The sequence below is a fragment of the Dyadobacter ginsengisoli DSM 21015 genome, assembly GCF_059568735.1.
The window spans coordinates 591,884-617,977 of the sequence record NZ_JCANTY010000007.1; the positions used below are offsets into that span (position 1 = coordinate 591,884).

The following is a 26,094-nucleotide window of genomic DNA, read 5'->3' on the forward strand; positions in this document are numbered from 1 at the left end:
TAAATTGATCCGACTAAAAACAACAACAAACAATGCAGGAATATATTGAAAAAAACCGCGACCGTTTCCTGAACGAACTACTCGATTTACTAAGGATTCCGTCTGTAAGCGCCGATTCAAAGTTCAAACCCGACATGCTCAAAGCTGCGGAATATGTCCGCGACCGTATCGCAGAAGCAGGTGCGGACAAGGCTGAAATCTATGAAACCGCTGGCCACCCCGTCGTTTATGGTGAAAAAATAATCGATCCCGCATTGCCGACCGTGCTGGTGTACGGCCATTACGACGTTCAGCCTGCCGATCCCTACGAACTCTGGAACTCTCCCCCGTTCGAGCCTGTCATCAAGAACGACCGCATTTACGCGCGTGGCGCATGTGACGACAAAGGGCAATTCTATATGCATATAAAAGCCCTCGAAATTATGCTCGCAACGGGTACACTCGCTTGTAATGTAAAGGTTATGATCGAAGGCGAGGAAGAAATCGGGTCGTCGAATCTGGGGACATTTGTCCGCGAATATAAGGAAATGTTGCAATGCGATACGATCCTGATTTCCGATACCAGCATCATTGCCAACGATGTGCCCTCCATCGAAACGGGGCTGCGTGGACTTACCTACGTCGAGGTGGAGGTGGTAGGCGCCAACCGCGACCTGCATTCAGGCGTGTATGGCGGCGGCGTCGCGAACCCGATTAATGTATTGTGTGAGATGATCGCTTCGCTGAAAGACGAAAATGGCCACATTACCATTCCAGGCTTCTACGACAAAGTAGAAGAACTGACTACCGAACAACGCACAGCATTGAATGCGGCTCCGTTCGACCTCGATGAATATAAAAGGGACCTGGCCATCGACGACGTCGCAGGAGAAACGGGTTACACGACCATTGAGCGCACTTCCGTCCGCCCTACCCTCGACGTAAACGGCATTTGGGGTGGTTACATTGGCGAAGGCGCTAAAACGGTGCTTCCATCCAAAGCGAGTGCGAAAATCTCTATGCGCCTGGTTCCCCATCAGACGGACGACGAGATCTGTGAACTCTTCACCAAACATTTCGAATCTATTGCACCGGCTTCGGTCAAGGTGAAAGTAGTGCCTCACCACGGAGGGCTGCCCTATGTAACCCCAACGGACTCGGTCGAGTACCGTGCAGCCGAACTGGCCATGGAAGAATCTTTTGGTAAGAAACCCATCCCTACCCGGGGAGGCGGCAGTATTCCCATCGTGGCGCTTTTCGAGCAGGAATTGGGCTGCAAAAGCATTCTAATGGGCTTTGGGCTAGATATCGACGCGCTGCATTCGCCGAATGAGAGCTATGGATTGTTCAACTATTACAAAGGAATTGAGACTATTCCGCTGTTTTTCAAGCATTATGCGGAGTTGAAACGATAAGGTGTCATCTTACAAAGCCCTTCTTCGCTCAGGGTGACAACGCTATGTCATGCTGAGCGAAGTCGAAGCATTTGCGGTCGAAGCATTTACGAGGACGCCACTCTACCGCCTTCTCCGCTGCTCTCGCTTCATCTTCTTCAAATTCGCGATCGCAGCCTTCGCTTCCTTATCCTGGCTGGACTTTTTATCGGCACGGTCATCGGCTAGTTTATAGTATTTCAGTGCCTCATCATAATCCTTTTTATGCTCCGCGATTTTGCCTAATCCTAACAACGAGGAAACATAATAACCAGCGTTCAAGGAATTGGTTTGCGTAGAGTAGTCGATAGCCTTCTTGTAATACTCACCGGCAGCCTCGTAGTTACGGTGGTAATTCATATTGTAATAGGCCAGTACATAAGCTGCATTGCGCCCGCTCACGCCCTCGTAGCCTGGCATTCCCTGTCCAATTTTTGTAATGATGTTCTGGGCGGCCTGCTCTGCTTCGGCCATTTTGCCCGTGACAAATGCCGTCCGGCAAAAGTAGCGTTCGAAATAGGGGTTATTCGGGAAGGTCTGCCACATGTACTTGGCCATTTCGTAGGCCTTGCTGTACTCATTTTCCATGCTGTAAATCTGCAAAAGAAAGTAACGGGCCTCTACGCGGGTGTAAAATGCATTGTTTCCTACCTTTTCAAGCTGCTGTTCGCCGAGTTTTTTGTTGCCCTTGGGGAAAAGAGCCAGGATAGGTTTCAGGATCGGATATTCTTTAGGTACCCATTCGGCATAGTAATTATAAAGGCCGTCGCCAAAGAGCAATTCCGGTGAAAGGTCACCGTTACCCTTGCATTGCTCGAAATATTTTAACGACTTCTTGCCTGCAAATGCAGCTTTCGCCCAACTCTCACGCTCCGCATACAGCCGGCCTTTAAATGCATAGGCAGCCGCGAGGAAGAATGCAGGTTCAATTTTATTCTTTTCGTTATCATAAAGCTCCTCGGCCAGTGTAATGGTCGAATCCATTTGAGCGAGAAAAGTTTTATCGTACGATTCATTCTCAGTGTTGGGCACGATCTTCCACCATTCAGCCAGGCCCATCAGGAAATGAGGCATAGGATGCTTGGGATACCGGTATTTGAGCCACCGGAATTCTGCATCCGCCTCGTAAAACTGATAATTGTACAACTTGTTGATCGCCTCGGTCGACTCGATCTGTACACTGGGATTTTTGAGGACCATATCGTAATTCTTGTCCAGCTCGGCCGAAGAATACAATTGGGCAATGGCAATGTGGCTGGTAATTACAGTTAAACAGCAGAATATGATAATGTTAACAACTGACCTTTTCATAGCAGGGGTAAATCTGTCCTATTAACGCCCGATTTATATTTTGCGTTTGTCATCGGCCGGGTTTTTGAAAAAAGAGTTAATATTGATCCTCAGAGTATTTGACGAGTCCCGGCGGCCGGCTTCCCGGGAACCAAAGGCAGTCTTGCAAGGGAATTTGATTCGCACTTCAAAATTATGATTAACATTCTGGATAAAACATTTGTCCCTTTTATTTCGCGCGAAACCATCGAAAAACGCATTGGCGAGTTAGCCGCCGGCATCACTACCGACTATATGGGCTCCTGCCCGGTTTTTATTGTTGTCCTGAACGGCGCTTTTCTCTTTGCCGGCGAGCTCGTCAAAAGAGTTTCGCTCTCCTGCGAAATCAATTTCATTCGAGTTTCCTCTTACGTTCAAACGACTTCCACCGGGGCTGTGCGGGAGATCATCGGCATGGAGGAAAATATCGAGGGCCGGGATGTGATTATCATCGAAGATATCGTCGATACAGGGCTTACAATGTCTCAGCTGATCACCAAAGTGAGGTCAATGGGTCCCAGATCTGTCGAAATTGCCACATTATTACACAAGCCGGAAGCATTGAAAACGCCGGTGGATATGCGTTACGTCGGTTTTGAGATCGACAACAAATTTGTCGTCGGGTACGGGCTCGACTATGATGGGATCGGCCGCAACCTCGACTCCCTCTACGTACTCGCCTGACCGCATCTTCTTTATTCAACAACTCCACAACCCAACAATCATGCTGATCCAATTTTTTGGCGCCGCACGCACCGTTACCGGAAGCAAGCACCTCATTACCACCGAAAAAGGAACTAAAATATTACTCGATTGCGGGCTCTTCCAGGGCATCCAGACCGATGAGTTCAATCAGGAATTCGGATTCAAACCCTCCGAAGTCGATTATGTAATCCTCTCTCACGCGCACATCGATCACTCGGGCCTCCTCCCCCGCCTCGTTCGCAAGGGTTTCAAAGGGCCGATTTACTGTACCGCCGCAACGGCCGACCTCTGCCGGATAATGCTGCTTGACAGCGCTCATATCCAGGAAAAAGACCTCGAACGCATTAATAACCGTCGTAAAAAGCAGGGCCGCCCATTGCTCGAAGAATTGTATAATGCCGAGGATGCGGCACACGCATTGAATCTTTTCAAAACGGTGCGTTACGGACAGACGTTCTTTTTGGGCGAAAACAACGAAGTGTCGGTGATATTGACCGACGCCGCCCATTTGCTCGGCAGCGCCGCCGTACATTTGAGCATTCCCGATGGCGGCACATTCAAACAGGTCACTTTTACCGGCGATATCGGTCGCCCCGAAGACCGCATTCTCCGCAAGCCAGAGGTATTTCCACAAGCGGATTACATCATCTGTGAATCCACCTACGGAGACCGCCTGCATGAAAAGGAGATCGATATGCACGCACATTTGCTGCGCATCGTGCAGGAAACGTGCGTCCGTCGACGTGGTAAGCTCATCATCCCCGCTTTTGCGATCGACCGCACGCAAGAGCTCATTTACGCCCTCGACCAGCTTTCGAGCTCCGGACAGCTTCCGCAGATCCCGGTGTACATCGATAGTCCGCTCGCAATCCGGGCCACGGCCATTATGAAGGAGCACGATGAATGCTTCAACCCTGAGATCCTTGATTACATCGAAAAGGATGGCGATGCATTTGCCTTTCCTTATCTCAATTATATATCCGACGTGCAGCAATCCATCGCGCTCAACGACCGCAAAGAGCCCTGCATCATAATTTCTGCCTCCGGAATGGCCGAAGCAGGGCGGATCAAGCACCACATCAAGAATAACATCGGCGACCCGAACTCCACGATCCTGCTCGTGGGTTACGCCTCAGCGAACACGCTTGCAGGCGCATTGAAGCGCGGCGACAGGCAAGTGAATATTTTCGGCGAGCGCTTCGACGTGAAATGTCGGGTCGAAAGTATGGATTCATTCTCCGGCCATGGCGATTACAACGAGATGCTGGATTTCCTTTCCTGCCAGACGCCCGACCGCGTGAAGGAAGTATTTCTGGTCCACGGTGAATATGAGACACAGATTGCATTCAAATTGAAGCTGGAAAAGGCCGGTTATCGAAAAATCCACATTCCGGCGCTGTACGAAGGTGTAAAAATTTAAATTTTTCGGATTTTTTCTCCGACCGACACCGGAAACGCTTGTAAAGTCCAAAACAAGATTACTATCTTTGCCCACCGAATTTCAAGCCGAAGTGGTGAAACTGGTAGACACGCACGTTTCAGGGGCGTGAGGGAGCAATCCTGTGCGGGTTCGAGTCCCGCCTTCGGCACAAAACGCTGTTCTGATATCAGGAACGGCGTTTTTGCTTTTCGGGACAAATAGCGGGACAAAAAAATCACATACTTATGGGATGGAAAGGGACAGCAAAGCCGAATAATTTGTCAGCTTTGATACTCCATTTAGCTACCTTACTGAATCGGATTCAACTTTGGCGACTCACCTTTTTGACGACTAAACAATGAATGAGAGAATTCTCTGGGCATAATCCCAGTATTATTTCTTGTTCTCAACGGACTAGTTTTTCAGATTATACATGCCCTCCAAATTGGCTTATAGCAGAAGTTGCCATATCGACCGGTAATGCACTGGTTGGGCTCGCTGCATCCACAATTTTGGCTTTAATCCGTGAAATTTATTTTTACAGGCCCAAGCACCTACTTTGCCAGGCTGCGCAACGTCTTGCCATACTTCTTCATCTTCGCGGAGCTTGTGTGCATCGCCATTATAAAATAAGGCCAACGGCTAAACGCGTCCCCGCTAGTCAGCAGGGCCTTGTGCTGTTTGTTGTAGTTGACAAACCAATGCAGACCAGCGTCCCAATATGTGACGGCCTCATAATAATCACGATTCAGGAAATTATATTCAGCGAGTTCGCCCGTCTTCCGGATTGCAGTAATAGCGCTGGGTTTGCGTGCCGAAATTTTTACATACACCGTGTTGCTTGTACTGATCTTGGATGCCAGACACACAAACCCAACCAGAATAGTAAAACAGCTTTTTGAATGAGGTCATCTATCGTTCGACAAATATAAGAGAACCTCCGAACGAGAGTAAAACGTATTATTCTTAAAGCTTTTATTGCCCAATGAAGCTCAATCCAAACTACCTTTCAAAACTCCAGCACATTCTGCTTCCCTTTTCCATTGTAGCGTGGGGGACGCTACTTTTTCTCGGTTTCATACGTTGGTGGCTCTTTCTGGATAAATACCCTATTATCGAATTGAGTGAAGATATATGGCACTACTGGATTCCGGCCATTTTCCCTTGGATACCTATTCTGCTATTGCTAAAACCACGGTTCGACAGGCTCGAATTCAAAGCGGGAAAAGACAAAGGGAGCTGGCAAATGCAGGGTATTGCCTGGGTTTCAATGGCAGCGATGCTAATCCCTTCTCAATATTTGCTGACGACCTCCACAGGCAAATTGCTCGAAATAAAAAACGTAAAGGAAATCCGTAAATACGAGCGCGTTCGGTATTACCGGATCAATGAATTTGCGGTCCACAAATTCATTGGCGGAGTACATTATGCGCTTACGAAAAACGGCAGGTACAATCAGAACCTTGACATTGATATTTACTTTGTAAATCCTATTTTAACTCACAAAGACCAGTTTATTACCATGACACCGCTGTATTGGTACGGCGTGAAGTTTCATAAACGGATCAGCAACCTGAACAGCCAACAGGTCAAGGAAAGACGTATAAGAAAGTTTTTTGATGAATGTGTGGGAAAAATGCGGGTTTACGACTTTTATAAACTGGATCATTTCGAACATAAGCCCGCATCGGATGATCGCGCGCATTTCCGTATAGCAGTCCAGTACGCATTGAAAAAACGGGTCAACAATGATTTCATGATCCTGCAACCCCAAAAGGAGCCTGTTGAAACCCGAAACGGTCACAAAAATGGCCTGGACGTTCGTAGGATTTGCATTAGGCATCGCACTTTTCATGCTGGTTTTGATTAAACCCCGGTTCGAGAACGAACCTGCAGAAACCGAAACTTTGTCCTGATCACACGCCAAATTCGTCTCTTCTGCCCCTTTCAGCTTGCTTGTAACGCGGCTACTTTTACATTTGCCAACCGCCAAAGCCAAGCACTGGTCAGTTAGCAGATCATTCACCCAAAAACCATCGGTCTCATGGAAAATGTAAAGGAAATTCAGCTCGATAGCGAATGCGTAGTCATTAGCGCCCATTGTGTCATGCTTTCCAATTCCACTTTCAACGACGTGAATATGAGTAATGTATCGATTGTGGACGCTAATCTGAGCGACCTCCGTATTGAAGGGGCGCAACTGGGCGGGGCGATGTTCACAAACATAGGGGTATGCCCGCCCGACCACCCTATGTACGACCCGAATGCCGAGCAACGCCCGCTGCATTTCGATCATTGCGATCTGCATAAGAGCAAGTTTGTTGATTGCGATCTGAGTGGAGTGGAACTGTCGGGCTGTAATATTGATGGGTTGAAAATCAATGGCATATTGATCTCAGGGTTGCTGGTTGGCAAAAGCTAACGCAACAATACCTTCCTTAAACCCTCTCTTCGACGGAATTTGCAAGTCCTTCATCTTCCGGCTTATCTCTTCGGCTGCCTTCCCCATGTTAGACAATCCGGATTTGACCGATCGTCCACCCATGCTGTCTGCTTGCTCATCAATTTGCGGTGAGTTCATTGCTTCAATTCATATTTCGGTCTATTAATCCTCCGCCGTAAGCGAAGCTATGAAGATGATCATATAGTGTTCGGTACCGCATTGATGACCATCGCTCTGAAAAGCTGGTTTTTAAGTAAACGAGATGACTCCTGATTATTGAAATCGCACTACCACGATTTGCTCCCGCAAGAAGAGAGCGCTTTCAAAAGCAAGATTACCTGAACAATAAGATAAGGAACGTTTAAAAAAACATCATTTTATGAGCACACATTATACAAGAAAATTTCCTATCTGCTTGGTATAGAACTGTCGAAAGCTATGACGAAACAGGTGCAGTTCTATTCTATTTCAAACCTCAACCGCACCAATCCATATTTGTTGTAGGTCGCTGGAACCATACCGGCGAACTCATTCCACCAGGCGCAATGAGCCGATCAGGGGAATGTAATGTTGACTTCTTTTTGCTCAGCCGCAGCTACTAATACGCATTGTTCACAATCACAAAATGCCAGACAGCAACAGTGTTTTAAATTCTAAATCAATTACGATATGAAATTTTTGGCTAAACATAAATATGTCATCGCCTTTCTGGCTTTTGGCATTCTCGTAAAAGAAGCGAGATCTCAAACCATAGATATCGACTTCCAAAATAAAGAAGTAAGCGCGGACGGCTTGTCCTGGAAATTCGATCTGGCCGCAAAAGGCGCTGCCACTGGCACATTGTATGACGGACCGGAAAACGACAACTGGCAAGCCATAAACATCAGATTGGATTTTGAACTCCCTGCCGGCATTTCAATCATCGGCGGGTCCGGATCCGGCAACCCGGCTAACGCTATGAGTCAGGTGGGCGTTCAGTTAGGAGTTCCCGGCAATCCATCACAAGGCAAAACGGAGCTGGGTTTGACCCTCGCCCGGTCAGCACCACCCGGGCAAGCTGGGCAACAGGACATCAATGTTAATGATTTCACGACTTTGGCGACATTTACCATTAATTTTTCAGGGCCGGTTTCTCAAAGCACGAAGTTTTATCCCCGACTGGCCCTAAACAAGGAAGGTAGTAACTGGACAAACGTAGCTGATCCCAAACGTCGTCCGATATCAGCGGGAGGATCTGCCGGTACTTCGGTAGTCGGAATCACATTGCCCGTCAAGCTGGTCAATTTTGATGCAAAAAAAGAAGGCCACTCGGCACAGTTATCCTGGTCCACCTCCGAAGAGATCAATGCGGCATATTTTGAAGTTCAAAAAAGCGTAGACGGCAAAAATTGGAACAACGTCACCAGAGTAAATGCAAACGGAGGTGAAAAACAGATCACAAATTACGAAGTAGCCGATAACGTTCCTTTTAGAGGAGCTAATCTTTATCGCCTCCATATGGTCGACCTGGACGGTTCTGACGCGTACAGCGCAATACGCAGCCTGATGTTCGAAGTTATGCCGGTCATCGTTTATCCGAATCCCGTGCAAAATATCCTGACCGTTAAGCCTCCGCAAGATCTGAAAATTAAGTCGATCGAAATTTTCGATGCCGTAGGCAGGGTGGTTTATAAAAAAGGCCCCGATAACGCTGAGGCTATCGATGTCTCTTCATATGGCCAAGGTACCTATATTGTGCGTGTATTGTTTGACGATGGTTCTTACAGCAGGCATGAAGTTGTGATCGCAAAGTGAGAAATAAAAATAGTTTGCAAATTGATAAATATGTGTTTATTAATTCCGGACGGCATACAGCCGTCTGGAATTTCCATTTTTGGAATAGCCTGTAAACAAATCGACGTTCTCCGGACTTATCAAAAACGAAAATTCAGTCCCGCATTCAAAATGCCTTTGTATCCGTACCCCATTTCCATAAAACAGCCAAAATCCTTGCCAAACCGCATCCCAACCGGTGCTATGTACATGGCAGGCCCCGCATCGGTTTTTTTCTGTGTTTCATAATAAGCTCTTTCTCTAAAAAAGAGCCCCGCACCGGCAGTCGAGTAAAAATCAAATCCCGGACGCTTGGCCCAATACATCGTACCCTCCACGGCCGAGGTTAAAGTCCGCTGCCTCCATCCGTCATAATTGTAGTGGTCCCATGATTTCGAATCATGATTGTACCCGGTCGTCCCCCCTATTGCAAATCGCTCAGATACGTGGTATTTATAAGTAAGAAAAAAGACCGGATTGCTGGGGTCCCTTCCCTCATGCGCATCGAACAGGTCGCCCAGGATCACCAAAAAAGTTGCCGTCACAATATCTTCCACCGGATAAATTCCCACGGTAGCACTTAATTCACCTTTACCTTTGTCCTGGGCCTGTGCGAGCGGCATTATGCAATGGATCATTCCAAACAGAGCGGCGGCTTTCATTAGCGGGAAGTTCATGATTAGCAGGATTTTGATACATTCAAAGTAACTTCAAACCCAATATTTTATATCTTGTCAGCAGACATCAGTTTAAATTGTTGTACGACAAGATTTTACATTGTCGTACAACAATTGCCTCTACCCTTTATCATTCCCATTTCGATATCGCCATGAAGCTCTCCGAAGAAATAAAGCCATTACACCATCTGCTGGAAGCTTCCAAATTCATGCTTTCGGATGAAATCAAGGAGAAATTCCAACAGAACCTGAGAAGATTTACGATCCCGAAAGGCAGGGTGCTGGTTGATTTGGGCCAGATAAGCCCATCGCTTTATTTTATCGAAAAGGGCGTTATGCGCACGTATTATCTGCGCGGATCCGAGGATATTACTTCGCTGCTGGTTTCAGAAGGAGATATCGTTTGCATTGCCGAAAGTTTTCTATTGCAAAAACTTTCAAATGAAGTTTTGGAAACGCTGGAAGACACTACCGTTTATGCGATTTCCTATGAATCTTACCGCAAACTTGTGGAGGAAGACGCCTATATGGGTAAGCTTGCAGTGAAATTACTCGAACAGCATCTGATCAATTTTACGGATAAGGTTAAGGTGTTCAAATACTTGTCTGTCGAAGAACGCATTGCGCACTATGTAAACCAGCCATCATCGCTCTTCCGCCGCATTCCCGACCATTACATTGCCACTTATCTCGGGACCACGCCCGCCACTTTCAGCCGCTGCCTGAAAACGGTTCAAATGGATAAAAATCGCTCTTGATTGCATTCGCGGTAGTGTGTATTTTGCAGTTGCTTAATATTATCCTTTTTCCAAATCTGAGATCATGGCCGATTATCCTGTCAAGCTGCTAGCCAAAAAGCCGGTTACGCACAATGTAAATTCCTACACCGTCGAGAAACCGGAGGGTTTTACATACACACCCGGCCAGGCCACGGATTTTTCGATTCTGACAAATGAGTGGGTGACTGAAAAACGGCCGTTTACATTCACGTCGCTACCTTCCGCCGACACACTGGAATTCACCATCAAGTCCTACACCGATCACGATGGGGTGACGAACGCATTGACGAAAGTCCAGCCGGGCGACAGCTTCGAGATCAGCGATGCCTGGGGAGCCATTGAATACAAAGGCAAGGGCGTATTTCTGGCCGGAGGAGCGGGCATCACACCATTTTTAGCCATTTTCCGGGATTTATACACAAAAGGACAACTCGGAAACAACCAGCTATTTTTCTCCAATCGCACCACCGCCGATATTATCCTCCAGGAAGAACTCGCACAAATGCTCGGTGACCATTTCTTCAACCTAATTTCAGGAGCAAACGCGGAAGGCTACTACCACGGGCGCATCGACAAGGATTTCCTGCAAAAGCACATCACGGATTTCGACCAACCTTTCTACGTCTGCGGCCCGGATGCTTTTACGGAAGCCATCCTAAATGCGTTGGAGGAGCTGGGAGCGAAGGCTGATGCATTGGTTTTTGAAAAATAAGCCGCTCTCACAACGTATCGGTGCTGATCGGAGAGTTATGCAAAAGATCCCCAAATGCCATAATAGAAACGCTCAAAAGAATGCGTCACAATCAGGAGTCTCAGATGTAGCCAAACTCTGCAAGTTCGGAACGCACGTTTTTCAACAGGATACTCCTTCCCACCGGGACAATCAGATAAGTTTCATCGGCCAGGTCCAATACATATTCGTAGGCGTGATCGGAAATGAGAATGCCCTTTCGCGCCTTCTGTTCCGTGATTACCTTGCTCATTTGCTCCACGCTGATCGGCGAAAGTGCTGCAAAGGGCTCATCAAGCAATGTGAAAGCAACCGGTAACAGCAGGACCAACAAGGTACCGATCAGCCGTGCATTACCCGCCGAGAGGTCTTTTACACGAGTCTGATGATACCTTTCCAGGCTATCAAAATGGCGACATAAGGCTTCAAAATCAACCCGGTATAACTTACATACCTCACTCACCTTCAAGTCCGGCGGCAAAAAATGATGCTGGGGCAAGTAGCTGATCAATCCGGATTGCCGGTAAGGATGCGAAACGAATTCACCATCGATCCTCACAGACTGGCTTTGCCCCCGCAGCGTGCCGAAGATCATCCGCATCAGACTGGTCTTGCCGGTGCCATTACGGCCGAGTAACCCAGTTACCTGGCCGGCTTCCATTTTTAAGTAAATACTTTGCAGGATTTTCCTGCCACCGTATTCCAGCCACATACTGTCAGCTTCGAGCGTGCGGTTTTTCATTTCCAAAGGTCGCTAGCTAGCTGAATAAAGCTGACCGACAAAAAAAATGCTGCAAAATCGACCACAAACGCCACTCCAAACAGGATTGTACGCGAGAGATTTGCATTGGCATAAAAGAAAAACCGATATGCATACCTCCGCTGGAGAATGTATACGGTAACGCCTTGTAAAAACAATTTGTAGAGCACCAACGCCGGCAGTAATACATAGAGATTCCGGCCCACAGGAGCACCGAGGGCAAGCCACGCAACAAGTGGAATAACCCACAGGTAAAAACCGAAGGAGCTGTAAAAGGTGGCTAATAATTGTATTTTGATCTTCATCCCGCGATGTATTTATGCATAGGCCTACGCTAAAATAGCCGGGCGAATTCCAATTGGTACCCGGTTAAGGTTTTTTAACACCACGCTCCCACACCATGAACGCTTTTCTATTTCTCACTTTTCATACAACCATTTCAACAAAAACATGCCTCTTTGTATCACCGGCCGTTTACTACCGTCTTTCCTCAATGAGATACCTTCTACTACTGTCGCTGATACTAACGTATGGTCTGCCGGTTATCGGCCAGGACACACTTAGCATTACTTACAGCGAAGAGCCGGATACACTGACGGTCCGACAAAAATTCATAGACAGATACGGGCAATTTTTTATGACGCGCGTACCCACGAGGCACATTGTCAAGGCGGGGTACACGACTTCGGATGTTCGCGGAATCGGGATTGCTGCAGGTTATGAATACAAGCTTCTGCCAGTGCTATCATTGGAAGCTGCTTTTTTTGTCAAAACCAATGATGCCATGGATGGTATGTACGCCAATACGTTTACGAAAATGCGGAACGGCAACTATTGGGCTGGAGGCAAAGTCCGGTGGTACTACACGATGAATCAACGAATTCGCCATGGGCTCAATGCCAACAACTTCAGCGGCGCCTATCTCGCCGGGTCTTATGAACAACCGCTTATGTTATTCGGTAATGCCATCCCCGACAGCCCGGTCCGGCGCATTATCGGCCTGGTACCCGGCTTTCAAAGCCGCTTTTCCAACCTCGGTCATATTGATATCTCCGTGGGTGCTTACTATGTCGACAACACCGCGAAAAGAAAATTCAGTGTGGAAAACTACGACGGCTCTCCACGCCAATATTTCGTATTCTCAACCCAGATGACCGTCGGGCTTGCACTAGGCGACTGGCGGACGGCTACACCGGCCCAATTCTGCGAGGTACTGCTCTGTGATGAAGAAAAACAAAACCAATGGAAACTACGATTTCCCGAGTTGAGCCTTGGCGTCGGGCAACAAATGCTCCGGGCAGGCATTGCGCGGGAAGCCAGGTTCGGAAATAGCCCTTTTTCTCTGGACATCAATGTCAACGGCGAACTATACAATCGGGACAAGGCAGCCTTCAAGGGTTTTTCTTTGAAAGTAGGATTGCAGGGGCGATATTACTTTCTTCAAAAGCGGCAGATCCGCCTCGGCAAGTCTGGCAACAACCTATCCGGCTTCTACACTGCCGCCGAAATTTCGAATTTCCATACCAGAGGGATCACCCGGAACTGGCACAACGACGTGAATGAACGCTATTGGGCTGCATCCGCTTCGGTGGGCTTCCAGCAGCGCCTGTTCCGAAATATTTATATCGATACCGCGGTCAGTTTCAATCAGTTTTCAATGGATCTGACTTATCCTTTGCGGCTATCTCAACGACAATTCTCTTCCAGGTTTGCCTTGGGTTTTGCGTTTTAGTACTGGCTTAAACGCAGTTGCAAAGACATTTTCCGGCTTCAATTTTAACTAAAAAATAGTTTGATAACTAAATTTTAGTTATAACTTTGAGACATGGAACAACTAAATCACTCCGAAGAAAATGTCATGCGGATTCTGTGGGATCTGAACGAAGGCGTGGTGCATGACATCATCGAAAGAATGTCCGAGCCGAAGCCGCCTTATACCACTGTTTCCTCGATTGTCAGGCTTCTCGAAAAAAAAGGTTTTATCGATCATAAAGCTTACGGTAAGACGCACGTCTACTTCCCTACCATCAGCAAAGAGGAATACGCGAAAAAATCTTTCTCCAACCTGGTCAAGCATTACTTCCAGGGCTCCCCGAAGAATATCGTGTCGTTTATGGTACAGGAAAATGTATTACAGGCCGATGAAGTCGACGAATTGAAGCAATTAATTGACTCTTACTACCCTAAAAAACCCTGAGTTGCATGGCCGGCACCTACCTCTTTGAAGCCAATCTCTGTCTGATCGCGTTCATCGGATTGTATAGGATTGGTTTTCAAAACACCACTTTTCTCTTAGCAAACCGATTTTATCTTCTGTTTGCTATGCTTTTCAGCATGGTGGCCCCGATATTGCCTTTTTCTCTTTTCGCGAACGACTGGTCTCAGGCGCGGATTCTTATGCGTGATCTTGAAAGCCATACTCCCGCTACCCTACATACGACAATCCACTCCTCCGGATTTCAATGGGCGTACATATCAAATATCCTGTGGGTCATTTACGTCGCCGTTGCCGGTTTTCATTTGTTCAAATTGGTAGCCGACATCTATTCTGTCACCCGTTTGATCCGGAAATATCCGGCCAGGAAAGTCGGGAATGCATTCATTGTAATGGTCGATGACGAAGTGCAAACCTCTTCTTTCTTACATTACATTTTTCTCAGCCGTCGTCAAACGGATCATGCTTCCCTGCGCATCTGTGTAGCGCATGAGCTCGTGCATTGTCGCCAAAGGCACACCGCCGACTGGCTGCTGGTCAGGGTGCTTAGCGCATTATTCTGGTTTAATCCACTGATGCGGTTCTGGCGGGAATCGGTGGCGATGAATCATGAATTCATTGCCGATGCCCATGCCGCTGGCCAGGCCGGGACATTTCGCTATACACACCTGCTGGTGGACATGGCCTCTTCTGCGCAAATCTCAGCCCTTCAATATTTCTCTTATGGTCAAATCAAATCTCGTATTATGATGTTACATCAAACACCAACCAAAGCCGCGCATCGGCTGCGCTTTCTCGCAGTTGTCCCACTGGCAACCCTGATGCTCCTGTTCATTTCATGCGAAAAGGCACTGGATCAGCAAGCCGCCCTGACCCAGTATCTCGACAAGAACCTCGTAGGTATCTGGGAGAACATGAACCGCATTACCGTGAATGACAATGACGGAAAAACACCTCGTGACTTTCCCGAGCGCTCCGGGGATGTAAAAGTCTGTCTTTCCAAACTGGAACTCCGGGCTGACGGCCATTTTGAAATGCATGACGACAGCAACACAGCGCATTTGACAGGTACCTGGAAAAACAATAGCCTCGGCAATGAGGTCAAGCTTTATTGCGACAATCAAAATGCTCGGCCTTCGCTGATCGAATTACAGATAGAACAATCCGAAACCGGCGAAATCGGGGCATGGCAGCATTACGCGGCGGATGAGGTCCTGTCTGCCGGCCATGTGTTTTATGAATACAAAAAGCGCTAAATTTTTTTGCCGAATCAACTAATATTTAGTTACAAAACGAAATATTAGTAATGTTTATGCTGAGTTAAATCTCCGTGAAGCCCTCTGAACAATCCGTTCCGGAGGGCTTTGCGATTAGTTGTCAAACAGATTAGCTAGCTGATTTCTTCTCCCGCATGCGTTTGGCAAACCTCACCGCAGTCATGATCACGATCGCAAACGCGATCAATCCCAGTACGCCCCAGAGCCAATCGACCGTGTTTTTCAAAACGACCAGGAAAACGATCGAGAAAAGAAAAATGGTCGCCACCTCGTTGAAGAGCCTCAATTGAAAGGAACTAAACCTGAATTTGCCTTGCCGCAATTCCAACAGGATCTTCCGCGTAAACGAATGGTAGGCCAACAGTCCCAGCACGAAAACCAGTTTCAGCTTCATCCACCCCTGATCCAGCCATCCCGGCGTGATGTAAAGCATTGCGGAGCCGCATAACAAGGCAAGCCAGCACGCCGGCGTCATGATCGCATTGAAGAGCAGCTTTTCCATTTTAGTAAACTGTGCGATCAGGATTTCCCGCTCCGGGCTCGGTTTGTCGTTGGCTTCTGTGTGGTACACAAACAACCTCGGCATATAAAAGAGCCCCGCAAACCAGCTGACTACGAAAATGATATGAAGGGCCTTGAAATGAAGGTAAGTCATGGGTCAATCAAATGACTGGCAGCCAGTCAATTTTAAAGAAGTGTTTCCGATCTTTTGGTTTTCAAATTTCGTAAATATTATACGAATACAGTGATAAAACTTTCTTCGCATTGTAATCGTTACCGAAACAGCCAATAACCCGTATCGTCACGATGAGAACCACCATCCCTATTTTCACGTTTATATTTTTGTGTTGCATGGTCGTGATATCATGCGCACAGTCGGACAAAAAACACAAGAGCAAAATGGACAAAGAAACAGCCTCAACTGCATTGGACGAATCTAATGTCGATACTGCGAACACTGAAATCGCAACATTTGGGACAGGGTGTTTCTGGTGTACGGAAGCCGTAATGGAATCCCTGGACGGGGTCAAAAAGGTGGTTTCCGGCTATTCGGGCGGTCATGACCCGAACCCCAACTACAAAGCGGTCTGCACAGGTAACACCGGCCACGCCGAATGTGTGGAAGTAACCTACGACCCCAAAGTGATCAGCTACGCGGATCTTCTGGAAGCGTTTTTCCGCAGCCACGACCCAACCACGCTGAACCGCCAGGGCAATGATGTCGGCACCCAGTACCGCTCGGTGGTTTTCTATCACAATGATGCGCAAAAGCAACTGGCTGAAACCGCCAAAGCCGAACTGGACAAATCGGGCGCTTATGCTAGCCCGATTGTAACCGAAATCACCAAGGCTCAGAAGTTTTACCCGGCCGAGGACTATCACCAGAATTATTTTGCCAACAATCCCGAGCAGGGATATTGTGCGTTCGTGATCGCCCCCAAACTGGATAAATTTAAAAAGGTGTTTAAGGACAAGCTCCGCAAGCACATCTGATTTGGATTAAATAAAGATACCCGGGCCACATATAAAATGGTTGTACCCGGATAATAACTATAAATGGCACAAGTTTTGAAGCATTGAAATAAAGGCTTTAATTTGTGCCATTATTATTTCACAATAACTAATCTATTACGATGAAAAAGACTCTATTCATGATCGTCGTTGCCGCATTTTTTACCGCAGCATCCGAAAAGGCTTTCGCCCAATTTGAAAAAGGAGATAAATTATTAAATGCAGGTATCAACCTCGGTGGTACTTACGGCGGCGGCGGCGTCGGTGTAGGTGCTTCTTTCGAAGGTGGTATCCACGACTTCATCAGCGTGGGTGGTCAGGCTGACTTTACGACCTGGAACTACGGTTATGTCGGTTACAAATGGAGATATAATTTCTTTACAATTGCAGCAAGAGGTTCTTACCACTATGGCAAGCACTTCCTGAAACTTGACAATCTTGATTTGTACGCTGGTCCTGCTCTCGGCTACCGTGTTTCCTCATTCAGCGATCCCGATGGCTGGTCAGGTTCTTATAACGACGGTTATGGAAGCGGAGTTTTCTTTGGTGTATTTGCAGGTGCCCGTTATTATTTCAAGCCTAATATGGGTGTATTTGCAGAAGTAGGTTACAATGCTTCACCATTGAAAGCTGGTATCGCATTCAAATTCTAAGAAATTCCAAAACATTCAAAAAAGCGGGCGTCGAGTTATACGACGTCCGCTTTTTTATGTTTCAACTTGTCAGAACCGGACTGCTAACGTCAGGTTTCCGCTACATAACATTGGATTGAAAGATGGTCTGATGCTAAATGTCAGGGGCTCTCCGCGACGGGTCAGCTCCCGGCGGATACGGCTCGCTTTGGAACCGTTTTTACCGGCTTTCACGAAACCAACGGTACCGAATGTAGCCGCTCCTGCAAAGCCTCCGAGCATCATATAAGCCCCTTTACGAGCCCTCAATTCATCCTGATAGCTTTTATAATTCCCATTGTCGTCCATCGCGCTGACTACAATGCCGGTGCCGATACCTGCCACAATAACGCCCACCGAGGTACCTACAATTCCCATGATCATCCCGGTTTTCGAGCGCGTTTTATAGTACTTGTACATGCTGCGCAAATGCTCGGGTGACGAACTCCGCACGTCTTCTGCAAATTGTACCGAAGGCTTCACCGGTCCGCTGGTCACTTTTCGGGCAGGCTTAGGCTCCTGCGAGGTTGCGGGTGACGGCTTGGTGGGTGAATAGTAATTCTGGACTTCCAATGTAGCCTCGAACGTTTCTACCTCACCGTTCCCGTAGCGGATCGATGTGATCTCGCTCTTTTTAACGGAAAAAAGCGGCCCTTCCGGGTCGCTGATTTTCTTGTATTTAACAACTTGATCATCCACTTCCTGAATTAAAACTTCCAGTTTGGACTCGTCACGAAGCAATATCACGTCGGCCTTACGCGGCGTTTGCGCATACGCATTTGTAACCAATAATAGCATTAACATGGCTAGAAGCTGATTTTTCAGCTTTGGTAAAATTACTTTCATTTGGGAAGGAGTTGTTCTGACTATTTAACCCCATGAAAGTAATCAATTTACCGCAATCAGAACGACAACCTCAGCCCCAGCTGTGCCGACTTATTGAACGGATCGATGTGCGGCGTAATTCTTAGCGTGGTGAGAGATTGGTTTCTTCTCTCCAGTTCTCCCTTTATCTTTTCTGCTTTCCGTCTATGCAGTTTGTAGTTTTTAAATCCGATCAATCCCAGTGTAACACCAACCACCGGCCCCGCGATGGCAAGCGATGTCCCGATTGTCGTGTTATCCGGGCTATCGCCCGTGGATGCTACTATAATACCGGCAACCAATGTAGCTACTGCAACCGAAGTGAAAACGATGGCACCCTGCTTGCCGTCTATCGACCTGTCTTGATGATATTTATATTTGTCCCGCAACTGGTCGGAGTTGGCCATCACAATGCTCTTTTCAAATGGATCCGCCGGCAGGTTGTTCAGGTCCGCATATTGACCCACGCTGTCGGGCGGCAGGTGTGTTGCGGGAATGGAATCCTTGACGTTGATCGTCTTGCCATTTTTCAGCAGGACTCTCGCTACCTGATCCAGGTAAATGTAGGTTTTTGCGCTGTCGGGCGTTCCCAAATCCCGATAATTGATCTTTTCATAGCTCATTTGCGTGATCAGCGCCTGAATCCGTGAGCTGTCCCTTTTGATGATGACATCATTTTTGCGGCCGGTTTGCGCCAGTGCCGCCTGGGCCAGTACTAAGGCCAGGACAACCGGTACGAGTGCCGACTGTTTTGGTAATGCGTGTATCCGCATAGTTTCAGGTGTTTGAAATGAAAAAGTTCAGGTTAAACGTATGTAACTTTAAACAATATCAAAAACCATGCTATCACACACCAAACTTGCTGAGCTGCCTCACCAATACTTCAAAATCCTTCGGATAGGGAGCCTCAATACGTATAGGATCTCCGTTCATTACTGCAAATGAAAGCGACCGCGCGTGCAGCGCAACACGCTGAATAAGAGGCTGTTCTTCCGTATCTTTTTTCAAATTAAACTTCCGTTTCAGGCTAGACAGATAAATTTCCTTCCCTCCATACTGCGGATCACAGACGATAGGCGCTTTCAGGCACGACAGGTGGATTCTGATCTGGTGCATGCGCCCGGTTATGGGGATACATTCCACTAAAGTGTAACCCCGGTAAACCTGAAGCGTATTAAAAATTGTTTCCGCTTCTTTTCCCTCCGCCCTGTCGATCTTTACGGCTGTGCCATTTTTTAGTGGCAAAATCGGCAGGTATACTGAAATATTTTCCAGGTCATGGATCCCATTTGCAACAGCGTGGTACCGTTTTGTCACTTCCCTATGCTCGAACTGCATGGCCAGGTGCCGGTAAGCCGCAGGATTTTTCGCAAATGCCAATGCACCCGAAGTTTCTTTGTCCAACCGGTGTGCCGCCTGTAGCTCGGGATTGTACTCCTTTGCAAGTCTTAGCACGCTCCCTCCCCGGTCTGCCGTACGTTCGTCGAGCGTAGCCAGGTGAGGTGGCTTATTGACCAGCAAAAAGTCTTCGTCCTCAAATAGTATGATGTCTTTAAAATTGATTTTCATAATGTTTCCATAAAAATAATCCGGATGATGCGCCTCATTCGGCCATTCATCCGGATTAGCTCGGCCGTTGGCCTCTATCCGCAACAAAGATAACTATACTATTTGTTTCTGTAAACTTCTTTACGCTCTGCCAATTTGACCATTTCAACTATCAACCCGCGATCGTGTCCATGATAAACGACACGCTAGTATGAATCAATCCACCGACATCAAACCAATGCGCTCACCTTCGTAGGATTCGGGTTGATCGTGTCGGACTCGACCAGCCCGTCCCGCAGACGCACGATCCGGTGCGCATAGTGCGCGATGTCCTCTTCATGGGTCACCATCACGATCGTATTTCCCTTACTGTACAACTGATCGAACAGATCCATGATCTCGTAGGAAGTTTTAGAATCCAGGTTACCTGTCGGCTCATCTGCCAGCAAAATACTCGGGTCGTTCACGAGCGCACGCGCAATCGCAACCCGCTGGCGTTGCCCGCCCGAAAGTTCGTTGGGCTTGTGGCCCGCCCGGTTTTCAAGTCCTACGTTTTTAAGCGACAGCATCGCTTTTTCCGTCCGGTCCGACTTGCTCAATCCCGCATAAATGAGTGGCAATGCAACATTATCCAGCGACGACATTCTGGGCAGCAGGTTGAAAGTCTGGAATACGAACCCGATCTCCTTGTTACGGATCTCTGCCAGCTCATTCTCCGTCATATCACTCACATCCTTGTTGTTCAGGATATATCTGCCCGTGGTAGGTGTATCCAGGCAGCCGATGATGTTCATCATTGTGGATTTTCCTGAGCCTGACGGCCCCATGAAGGCTACATACTCCCCTTTATTAACCGAAATCGTTACGGATTTGAGTGCCTGGATAATCTCACTGCCCATAACGTAGCGCTTGGCGATTTCAGTGGTTTCTATGATTTTCATGAAGAGAAGTTTTTCGGTTGGGAATGTGAATGTTCACGATGCAGCGGAAATTTTTCTAAAATAAGCTTGCACAAAGAATGAAGCCAGGATGATCGGCGGCGGTATCTCTTCATTAGTGAAGCGCCCTTCTCTTTTCCAGAATCCGGTGGGCTCAAACAAAACCTCCTCTTTTCCATTACTTACAAGCCACTTTCGTCGTATCCACGACTCGAACCGCCATTGGTAATGCATTTCATTGTAAACGATCCGGGCGGAACTTCCTAAAAGGTTGTAATCGATGCTCCCAAGGATCCTGGCACCTTCAATGTCGCGTATTTCTGTGTGCCGTTTGAAAAGACCTTTGGTTTTAAACCTGAGCATATGGCCGTCAAGTTCGCCTTGGCCGTCATTTTTCCAAAAGGATGTTTTCAAAATGCCGGCAATGACTTTACCCCGGAAAATCCGGCATTCCGTTTCATTGAAATTGGATTTCCAGGACAAAGCCGTCATTGATGAAGTATAATTTTGAGATGGCTAAAATATTAAATCATCAAAATTCCGCCCTTTGTTTTTCGATAAGTGCCCGCATCGGCTGATAGCGCGCCAGAAATCGCTGATAACCGGCAGGTAATGCGTATTGTTTTACCTTTTCTTCGCCCTCGGCCGCCTGTCCCAGCAACCCTTGTTCCAGGCTTAGAAAAGCATATTGCTCCCAAAGTTCGGACGCATATTCATTGTAGCGCAATGCGTCCAGAACCTTTTTGTAAGCCTGTTTAACCTGCTTTTTCCCTCTGTAAAATTCCGAAGCCGCCGACACAATCCGCGCATCGAATGGATTTGCATTCAACGCCCTTTCGAAATTTGCTTCCGAAGGTGTTTTTGAAACCATTGAAAATAGCGAATCAGAACTGGATTTAGGTTTTACCCCCGAAAACAACGTCTGTTTCAGCTGCTCGATCGCCTCGCTTTTCTCCTGGCTCTGGATCTTGTCGAGCATTACCACGGCCACTTCCTTTTTGTCGGATAACGCATTGGCGACGGCCATACCTATCGTTCCTTCAATACCTTCCACGACAGACAAAGATTCTATGGCCTTATCATACAGGCCTAGCTGCAAAAGCCAATGTCCTAATATTTTGTGATATAAATCGCTTTTTTCTCCCTCTTCTGCTGCCCACCCCGACAATGTTTCCAGTGCTTTCAGCTTATTGCCACTATAAAATTCTGCGTACAACGCTGCCAAAGATAAATCCTGCGACAATACCGGGTTCTTTGCTGCCAGTTTCGGCAGCAGAGCGGCAGGAGTGCTGTCATGGCGCGCCTGGTTCGTCGCATAGTTGAGCAAATAGGAGAAAGACGAGACACTCAGCAGAGAGTCCGTTGGAACAACCTGTTTGTCAAAAGCCTCTTTGGAAAAGTGCTGCCTCAGATTTTGCACCGCCAACCAGTTCGCCTGCCATGAAAGATAGGTTTGCTTTTCGGTATCCGTTGCGAGCGAGTCGAGCAGGCCTGCGTCTGTACTTTTAGCCAGAATGGCCAGCAGGTTCGTGGCAGGGATTTCAGGCCGGGTCGCACCAGCCTTCGCCCTTTCCAGGTAATAGTAAGCCGAATCTGCAACATTGGTCCTGGAATACAGCATGCCCAGATTGTTAAGAAGCTCACCATTGCGGGGAAAACGGCGGATACCCTCCTGCAGACTGTAGACGGCGTCAAAAAAGAGGTTTTCCTGTGTCAGTATGGCACCCAGCCCTGCATACGCCTGCGGGGAAGGGTTTTTCAGCAATGCCTGCCTGAAATAGAATGCCGCCGCGTTCCGGTCCCCCTGTTTCAATGCGAGCGAGGCCAATGCATAATTCGATTTATGGTTCTGAAATTCCTGTTGCAGTGCCAGCTTATAGTACTGTTCCGCCAGGGCAAACTCCTGTGTTTCACTGTGGAGGTCCCCCAGTCCGTTGAAATATCCCGCGATGGCCTGGTTGACAGGCAGCAGTCTCTGAATCGAGAATAAGACTACCACACCCGCGAAACCGAATAGCCTGGTTTGCGTCAACCCAAAACGGAGCGGTTTGTATAGTACTTTATAAACAGCCAGTTTCTGTTGAAATACCTCATAAAAATTGACCAATACATAAAACAGGAACAGCAGACCCATTGCCAGCTGCCCCTGTACAGTCACATCTTCGAGCGTTTCCAAAACAGGATCGTTGGCAGTACCCGCAACAAATGCTGCAAAAGAAGCTGCCACGATAAAAAGGCCCAGATAGAACCAGAAACCCGCGCTACGAAACGGCATAACTCCCTCCGTCGAATCCGCCCGCCTTTTAAATCCCCATATTCCTAATATACCGGAGGCAAGCGCCAGAAACACCGGGCTGATCAATGTCATGTTCCAGTCTATCTGCCTGGTATTCTGAAGGTAGATAAGCAACAATAATAAAAGGTATAGCACACTTACAACAACGAATTGCACCAGTCCGGACCGTCCTCTACCCGCTTGTCCGCTGGTGCTCAGCCAAACCAGTCCGGCCATAATTTCAGTTGCGGAAACCAATAGAAAAACGACGGTAATTGCCAGCCAGATCGGGAAGGAATATACTGCCGCAGTAAAGGCAGGTAACGACACGGTACTTCCGGATACCACCAGTAAAACCATAATCAGGGAAACCGCGGACACACCCAAAATGCGCACACTGATCCCCAGATCGGGCCGGAATGCATGAAAGTAATAGGTAATACCCCCATACAACACCGTTGCTGCCAGAAACAAAACCCTGTTCTCGGCCCCGAAAACATGAAGCATTTCGAGACGGGCAAATGCAAGGAACAAAATAAAGAGTACCATGCCTGCCAGGTACCAGAACCTCGGAATGGTTGTCAGAGCAGCCAGGATCAGCGACAGGCCAATCAAAGCTCCCGCCCAGAACAAGTTCACCATAAGCGGGTTGATCTCCATCACGGACGACATAAAGGTTTCCGTCACCAGATGTGAGGGAGTGGTGATCCCGTATTGCCATTGCCCCAGTTGCAAGATATCCACCACCGCATTGACCTCCGAAAGCTCACTTACTACATTCCACCGCACGACATTACCGAGCGGATCGAGACAATAAATGACAAAAAATAGCAATGCAAGAGAGAGGGCCAGGAGTGCCGCAAGCGTCATTCGCCGTTCGGACGCCGACCACACCTTCCAGAAGAAAAATTCATTCATAGGTTTTATTTAAAACTATTGCGCTGTTTGCGACGCGAAGATTGGAATTAGATGGATTGCCGAACCTGTTATTGTCAAAATATTCACAAAAAGTTCCCTCCAAATAGCCTTGCAATCCAATTTCCGGGAATATTAAACACAGTTTTCGGAAAAAATGGGCGATTTTCTAAAAAATATCCAATAATTCACTTTGTCAACTATTGGTACTGACCAAATTATCTCCTACTTTTGCGGTCTGAAAAAAACCTCATCCGAGATAATCAAAATTATATAATGGCAAACGCAGCAAACGTAGGAAAAATTACGCAGGTAATTGGCCCGGTTGTAGACGTATCATTCGAGGACAGCGGACTTATCCCGTCGATCCTGGATGCGTTGGAAGTCATCAAACCAAACGGTCAGAAAGTTGTTCTTGAATGTCAGCAGCACCTTGGTGAAGATCGTATCCGTACTATCGCGATGGATAGTACAGAAGGTATGCAACGCGGCATGAAGGTTACTCCGCTTGGCTCACCTATCAAAATGCCAATCGGCGAAGGTATCAAAGGACGTCTCTTCAACGTAATCGGTGAAGCGATTGACGGTCTTAAACCCCTTGATACTTCAAACGGTATTTCCATTCACCGCTCAGCTCCGAAATTCGAAGAGCTGGCAACTGCCACCGAAGTACTTTTCACGGGTATCAAGGTAATCGACCTCCTTGCTCCTTATGTAAAAGGTGGTAAGATCGGTTTGTTCGGTGGTGCGGGTGTAGGTAAAACCGTATTGATCCAGGAATTGATCAACAACATCGCAAAAGCATATTCCGGTCTTTCGGTATTCGCCGGTGTGGGTGAGCGTACACGTGAAGGTAATGACCTGATGCGTGAGATGATCGAAGCGGGTATCATCAAATATGGCGAGGAATTCAAGCACAGCATGGAAGAAGGCGGCTGGGATATCTCGAAAGTAGATTACAATACACTGAAAGATTCGCAGGCAACATTCGTGTTCGGCCAGATGAACGAGCCTCCTGGCGCACGTGCGCGTGTGGCTTTGTCAGGTTTGACGATGGCCGAGTATTTCCGTGACGGAGAGGGCGAAGGACAAGGCCGCGACATTCTTTTCTTTATCGATAACATTTTCCGTTTCACCCAGGCAGGTTCTGAGGTATCCGCTCTTTTGGGACGTATGCCATCTGCGGTAGGTTACCAGCCTACGCTGGCCACTGAAATGGGTCAGATGCAGGAGCGCATTACCTCTACCAAACGCGGTTCAATCACTTCCGTACAGGCGGTTTACGTACCTGCGGATGACTTGACTGACCCTGCACCTGCAACCACTTTTGCTCACTTGGACGCCACTACGGTATTGAGCCGTAAGGTATCTGAAAAAGGTATCTATCCTGCGGTGGATCCACTTGACTCCGCTTCACGTATCCTGAATGCAGAAACACTCGGTGCAGCGCATTACGACTGTGCACAGCGCGTGAAAAACATTCTTCAGCGTTACAAAGAATTGCAGGACATCATCGCGATCCTTGGGATGGAAGAACTTTCCGATGAAGACAAGCTGGTTGTATCCCGCGCTCGTCGTGTAGAACGCTTCCTGTCACAGCCTTTCTTCGTTGCTGAACAGTTCACCGGTTTGAAAGGAACTTTGGTTGACATCAACGATACGATCAAAGGATTTAACCTGATCATGGATGGTGCTTATGACCATCTTCCTGAAATGGCTTTCAACCTGGTTGGAACCATCGAAGACGCTCAGGCAAAAGGAGAAAAAATGCTGGCGGAAGCAAGCAGATAAGTTGTGGAGTTTAAAGTTCAA

Annotated in this window: 26 protein-coding genes and 1 tRNA gene; 15 read left to right on the forward strand and 12 right to left on the reverse strand. The window is 47.6% G+C overall.

The window, feature by feature from the left end:
- The first annotated feature begins 32 nt into the window (after nucleotides 1-32).
- Nucleotides 33-1,394, forward strand: coding sequence for a dipeptidase (locus BP71_RS27330; protein ID WP_496384746.1), 1,362 nt, complete (start codon nucleotides 33-35; stop codon nucleotides 1,392-1,394).
- Between the two features lie 102 nt (nucleotides 1,395-1,496).
- Here BP71_RS27330 and BP71_RS27335 read toward each other — a convergent pair whose 3' ends face one another.
- Entirely contained in the window at nucleotides 1,497-2,723 is a 1,227-nt protein-coding gene (locus BP71_RS27335; RefSeq protein ID WP_496384747.1) for a tetratricopeptide repeat protein, read from the reverse strand.
- 174 nt (nucleotides 2,724-2,897) lie between these two features.
- Here BP71_RS27335 and hpt point away from each other — a divergent pair, with 174 nt between their 5' ends.
- The 3 genes from hpt to BP71_RS27350 all read left to right on the forward strand — a co-directional run bounded on the left by hpt (nucleotide 2,898) and on the right by BP71_RS27350 (nucleotide 5,035).
- A complete protein-coding gene (gene hpt, locus BP71_RS27340) occupies nucleotides 2,898-3,425 on the forward strand; it encodes a hypoxanthine phosphoribosyltransferase (RefSeq protein WP_496384748.1) in 528 nt (175 codons plus the stop codon).
- 40 nt (nucleotides 3,426-3,465) lie between these two features.
- On the forward strand, nucleotides 3,466-4,866 hold the full coding sequence (locus BP71_RS27345; protein WP_496384749.1) for an MBL fold metallo-hydrolase RNA specificity domain-containing protein: 1,401 nt from the start codon (nucleotides 3,466-3,468) through the stop codon (nucleotides 4,864-4,866).
- 85 nt (nucleotides 4,867-4,951) lie between these two features.
- A tRNA-Leu gene (locus BP71_RS27350) sits at nucleotides 4,952-5,035 on the forward strand.
- 385 nt (nucleotides 5,036-5,420) lie between these two features.
- Here the strand turns inward: BP71_RS27350 and BP71_RS27355 are convergent.
- Entirely contained in the window at nucleotides 5,421-5,735 is a 315-nt protein-coding gene (locus tag BP71_RS27355; RefSeq protein WP_496384750.1) for a hypothetical protein, read from the reverse strand.
- A gap of 116 nt (nucleotides 5,736-5,851) precedes the next feature.
- Between BP71_RS27355 and BP71_RS27360 the strand changes: the two genes are divergently transcribed.
- The 3 genes from BP71_RS27360 (at nucleotide 5,852) to BP71_RS27370 (ending at nucleotide 9,103) form a co-directional block, all read left to right on the forward strand.
- Nucleotides 5,852-6,736, forward strand: a complete 885-nt coding sequence (locus BP71_RS27360; RefSeq protein WP_496384751.1) for a hypothetical protein — start codon at nucleotides 5,852-5,854, stop codon at nucleotides 6,734-6,736.
- Nucleotides 6,737-6,910: 174 nt separating this feature from the next.
- A complete protein-coding gene (locus tag BP71_RS27365) occupies nucleotides 6,911-7,288 on the forward strand; it encodes a pentapeptide repeat-containing protein (RefSeq protein ID WP_496384752.1) in 378 nt (125 codons plus the stop codon).
- A gap of 690 nt (nucleotides 7,289-7,978) precedes the next feature.
- Nucleotides 7,979-9,103, forward strand: a complete 1,125-nt coding sequence (locus BP71_RS27370) for a T9SS type A sorting domain-containing protein (RefSeq protein ID WP_496384753.1) — start codon at nucleotides 7,979-7,981, stop codon at nucleotides 9,101-9,103.
- Nucleotides 9,104-9,222: 119 nt separating this feature from the next.
- Here the strand turns inward: BP71_RS27370 and BP71_RS27375 are convergent, their stop codons facing one another.
- Nucleotides 9,223-9,798 (reverse strand): hypothetical protein, encoded by a 576-nt coding sequence (locus tag BP71_RS27375; protein WP_496384754.1) that lies wholly within the window; start codon nucleotides 9,796-9,798, stop codon nucleotides 9,223-9,225.
- A 152-nt stretch (nucleotides 9,799-9,950) separates the two neighbouring features.
- Between BP71_RS27375 and BP71_RS27380 the strand changes: the two genes are divergently transcribed.
- The gene (locus BP71_RS27380) at nucleotides 9,951-10,556 is read left to right on the forward strand and encodes a Crp/Fnr family transcriptional regulator (protein ID WP_496384756.1); all 606 of its coding nucleotides are present in this window, start codon (nucleotides 9,951-9,953) and stop codon (nucleotides 10,554-10,556) included.
- A 64-nt stretch (nucleotides 10,557-10,620) separates the two neighbouring features.
- Nucleotides 10,621-11,289, forward strand: coding sequence for an FAD-binding oxidoreductase (locus BP71_RS27385; RefSeq protein ID WP_496384757.1), 669 nt, complete (start codon nucleotides 10,621-10,623; stop codon nucleotides 11,287-11,289).
- 100 nt (nucleotides 11,290-11,389) lie between these two features.
- On the opposite strand, the gene BP71_RS27390 is transcribed toward BP71_RS27385, so the two are convergent.
- Both BP71_RS27390 and BP71_RS27395 read right to left on the reverse strand, forming a co-directional pair.
- A complete protein-coding gene (locus tag BP71_RS27390; RefSeq protein WP_496384758.1) occupies nucleotides 11,390-12,049 on the reverse strand; it encodes an ATP-binding cassette domain-containing protein in 660 nt (219 codons plus the stop codon).
- A complete protein-coding gene (locus BP71_RS27395) occupies nucleotides 12,046-12,372 on the reverse strand; it encodes a hypothetical protein (RefSeq protein WP_496384759.1) in 327 nt (108 codons plus the stop codon). The genes BP71_RS27390 and BP71_RS27395 overlap by 4 nt, the downstream gene beginning before the upstream one ends.
- Nucleotides 12,373-12,560: 188 nt before the next feature.
- On the opposite strand from BP71_RS27395, the gene BP71_RS27400 reads away from it, so the two are divergent.
- The 3 genes from BP71_RS27400 to BP71_RS27410 all read left to right on the forward strand — a co-directional run bounded on the left by BP71_RS27400 (nucleotide 12,561) and on the right by BP71_RS27410 (nucleotide 15,538).
- The gene (locus tag BP71_RS27400; protein WP_496384760.1) at nucleotides 12,561-13,799 is read left to right on the forward strand and encodes a hypothetical protein; all 1,239 of its coding nucleotides are present in this window, start codon (nucleotides 12,561-12,563) and stop codon (nucleotides 13,797-13,799) included.
- Nucleotides 13,800-13,892: 93 nt separating this feature from the next.
- Nucleotides 13,893-14,264, forward strand: a complete 372-nt coding sequence (locus BP71_RS27405; protein ID WP_496384761.1) for a BlaI/MecI/CopY family transcriptional regulator — start codon at nucleotides 13,893-13,895, stop codon at nucleotides 14,262-14,264.
- 5 nt (nucleotides 14,265-14,269) lie between these two features.
- Nucleotides 14,270-15,538 carry a M56 family metallopeptidase gene (locus tag BP71_RS27410; protein WP_496384762.1) on the forward strand — a complete coding sequence of 423 codons (1,269 nt, stop codon included), beginning with the start codon at nucleotides 14,270-14,272 and terminating at the stop codon, nucleotides 15,536-15,538.
- A 130-nt stretch (nucleotides 15,539-15,668) separates the two neighbouring features.
- On the opposite strand, the gene BP71_RS27415 is transcribed toward BP71_RS27410, so the two are convergent.
- Complete coding sequence (locus tag BP71_RS27415; protein ID WP_496384763.1) at nucleotides 15,669-16,214, reverse strand: CopD family protein; 546 nt, start codon at nucleotides 16,212-16,214, stop codon at nucleotides 15,669-15,671.
- Nucleotides 16,215-16,459: 245 nt separating this feature from the next.
- On the opposite strand from BP71_RS27415, the gene msrA reads away from it, so the two are divergent.
- Nucleotides 16,460-17,053, forward strand: coding sequence for a peptide-methionine (S)-S-oxide reductase MsrA (gene msrA, locus BP71_RS27420; RefSeq protein ID WP_496384764.1), 594 nt, complete (start codon nucleotides 16,460-16,462; stop codon nucleotides 17,051-17,053).
- A 140-nt stretch (nucleotides 17,054-17,193) separates the two neighbouring features.
- Nucleotides 17,194-17,724: a hypothetical protein gene (locus tag BP71_RS27425; protein ID WP_496384765.1), complete on the forward strand. Its 531-nt coding sequence runs from the start codon at nucleotides 17,194-17,196 to the stop codon at nucleotides 17,722-17,724.
- A 69-nt stretch (nucleotides 17,725-17,793) separates the two neighbouring features.
- On the opposite strand, the gene BP71_RS27430 is transcribed toward BP71_RS27425, so the two are convergent.
- The 6 genes from BP71_RS27430 to BP71_RS27455 all read right to left on the reverse strand — a co-directional run bounded on the left by BP71_RS27430 (nucleotide 17,794) and on the right by BP71_RS27455 (nucleotide 24,285).
- Nucleotides 17,794-18,588 (reverse strand): hypothetical protein, encoded by a 795-nt coding sequence (locus tag BP71_RS27430; protein ID WP_496384766.1) that lies wholly within the window; start codon nucleotides 18,586-18,588, stop codon nucleotides 17,794-17,796.
- 56 nt (nucleotides 18,589-18,644) lie between these two features.
- Nucleotides 18,645-19,379 (reverse strand): hypothetical protein, encoded by a 735-nt coding sequence (locus tag BP71_RS27435; protein WP_496384767.1) that lies wholly within the window; start codon nucleotides 19,377-19,379, stop codon nucleotides 18,645-18,647.
- Between the two features lie 73 nt (nucleotides 19,380-19,452).
- On the reverse strand, nucleotides 19,453-20,175 hold the full coding sequence (locus BP71_RS27440; protein ID WP_496384768.1) for an RluA family pseudouridine synthase: 723 nt from the start codon (nucleotides 20,173-20,175) through the stop codon (nucleotides 19,453-19,455).
- 209 nt (nucleotides 20,176-20,384) lie between these two features.
- Nucleotides 20,385-21,095 (reverse strand): ABC transporter ATP-binding protein, encoded by a 711-nt coding sequence (locus tag BP71_RS27445; protein ID WP_496384769.1) that lies wholly within the window; start codon nucleotides 21,093-21,095, stop codon nucleotides 20,385-20,387.
- A 33-nt stretch (nucleotides 21,096-21,128) separates the two neighbouring features.
- On the reverse strand, nucleotides 21,129-21,584 hold the full coding sequence (locus BP71_RS27450) for a hypothetical protein (protein WP_496384770.1): 456 nt from the start codon (nucleotides 21,582-21,584) through the stop codon (nucleotides 21,129-21,131).
- A gap of 40 nt (nucleotides 21,585-21,624) precedes the next feature.
- Nucleotides 21,625-24,285: a tetratricopeptide repeat protein gene (locus BP71_RS27455; protein WP_496384771.1), complete on the reverse strand. Its 2,661-nt coding sequence runs from the start codon at nucleotides 24,283-24,285 to the stop codon at nucleotides 21,625-21,627.
- 273 nt (nucleotides 24,286-24,558) lie between these two features.
- Between BP71_RS27455 and atpD the strand changes: the two genes are divergently transcribed.
- A complete protein-coding gene (atpD, locus tag BP71_RS27460) occupies nucleotides 24,559-26,073 on the forward strand; it encodes a F0F1 ATP synthase subunit beta (RefSeq protein WP_496384772.1) in 1,515 nt (504 codons plus the stop codon).
- The last annotated feature ends 21 nt before the right edge of the window (nucleotides 26,074-26,094 follow it).

Excerpts from the sequence above, each read along its gene's own strand:
- BP71_RS27410 (WP_496384762.1), top strand. The coding sequence starts at position 14,270 with ATGGCCGGCACCTACCTCTTTGAAGCCAATCTCTGTCTGATCGCGTTC.
- msrA (WP_496384764.1), top strand. The coding sequence starts at position 16,460 with ATGGACAAAGAAACAGCCTCAACTGCATTGGACGAATCTAATGTCGAT.
- atpD (WP_496384772.1), top strand. The coding sequence starts at position 24,559 with ATGGCAAACGCAGCAAACGTAGGAAAAATTACGCAGGTAATTGGCCCG.
- BP71_RS27395 (WP_496384759.1), bottom strand. The coding sequence starts at position 12,372 with ATGAAGATCAAAATACAATTATTAGCCACCTTTTACAGCTCCTTCGGT.
- BP71_RS27415 (WP_496384763.1), bottom strand. The coding sequence starts at position 16,214 with ATGACTTACCTTCATTTCAAGGCCCTTCATATCATTTTCGTAGTCAGC.
- BP71_RS27375 (WP_496384754.1), bottom strand. The coding sequence starts at position 9,798 with ATGAACTTCCCGCTAATGAAAGCCGCCGCTCTGTTTGGAATGATCCAT.
- BP71_RS27450 (WP_496384770.1), bottom strand. The coding sequence starts at position 21,584 with ATGACGGCTTTGTCCTGGAAATCCAATTTCAATGAAACGGAATGCCGG.
- BP71_RS27335 (WP_496384747.1), bottom strand. The coding sequence starts at position 2,723 with ATGAAAAGGTCAGTTGTTAACATTATCATATTCTGCTGTTTAACTGTA.
- hpt (WP_496384748.1), top strand. The coding sequence starts at position 2,898 with ATGATTAACATTCTGGATAAAACATTTGTCCCTTTTATTTCGCGCGAA.
- BP71_RS27385 (WP_496384757.1), top strand. The coding sequence starts at position 10,621 with ATGGCCGATTATCCTGTCAAGCTGCTAGCCAAAAAGCCGGTTACGCAC.
- BP71_RS27455 (WP_496384771.1), bottom strand. The coding sequence starts at position 24,285 with ATGAATGAATTTTTCTTCTGGAAGGTGTGGTCGGCGTCCGAACGGCGA.
- BP71_RS27440 (WP_496384768.1), bottom strand. The coding sequence starts at position 20,175 with ATGAAAATCAATTTTAAAGACATCATACTATTTGAGGACGAAGACTTT.
- BP71_RS27345 (WP_496384749.1), top strand. The coding sequence starts at position 3,466 with ATGCTGATCCAATTTTTTGGCGCCGCACGCACCGTTACCGGAAGCAAG.
- BP71_RS27430 (WP_496384766.1), bottom strand. The coding sequence starts at position 18,588 with ATGAAAGTAATTTTACCAAAGCTGAAAAATCAGCTTCTAGCCATGTTA.
- BP71_RS27400 (WP_496384760.1), top strand. The coding sequence starts at position 12,561 with ATGAGATACCTTCTACTACTGTCGCTGATACTAACGTATGGTCTGCCG.
- BP71_RS27370 (WP_496384753.1), top strand. The coding sequence starts at position 7,979 with ATGAAATTTTTGGCTAAACATAAATATGTCATCGCCTTTCTGGCTTTT.
- BP71_RS27435 (WP_496384767.1), bottom strand. The coding sequence starts at position 19,379 with ATGCGGATACACGCATTACCAAAACAGTCGGCACTCGTACCGGTTGTC.
- BP71_RS27445 (WP_496384769.1), bottom strand. The coding sequence starts at position 21,095 with ATGAAAATCATAGAAACCACTGAAATCGCCAAGCGCTACGTTATGGGC.
- BP71_RS27390 (WP_496384758.1), bottom strand. The coding sequence starts at position 12,049 with ATGAAAAACCGCACGCTCGAAGCTGACAGTATGTGGCTGGAATACGGT.
- BP71_RS27360 (WP_496384751.1), top strand. The coding sequence starts at position 5,852 with ATGAAGCTCAATCCAAACTACCTTTCAAAACTCCAGCACATTCTGCTT.
- BP71_RS27330 (WP_496384746.1), top strand. The coding sequence starts at position 33 with ATGCAGGAATATATTGAAAAAAACCGCGACCGTTTCCTGAACGAACTA.
- BP71_RS27425 (WP_496384765.1), top strand. The coding sequence starts at position 17,194 with ATGAAAAAGACTCTATTCATGATCGTCGTTGCCGCATTTTTTACCGCA.
- BP71_RS27380 (WP_496384756.1), top strand. The coding sequence starts at position 9,951 with ATGAAGCTCTCCGAAGAAATAAAGCCATTACACCATCTGCTGGAAGCT.
- BP71_RS27405 (WP_496384761.1), top strand. The coding sequence starts at position 13,893 with ATGGAACAACTAAATCACTCCGAAGAAAATGTCATGCGGATTCTGTGG.
- BP71_RS27365 (WP_496384752.1), top strand. The coding sequence starts at position 6,911 with ATGGAAAATGTAAAGGAAATTCAGCTCGATAGCGAATGCGTAGTCATT.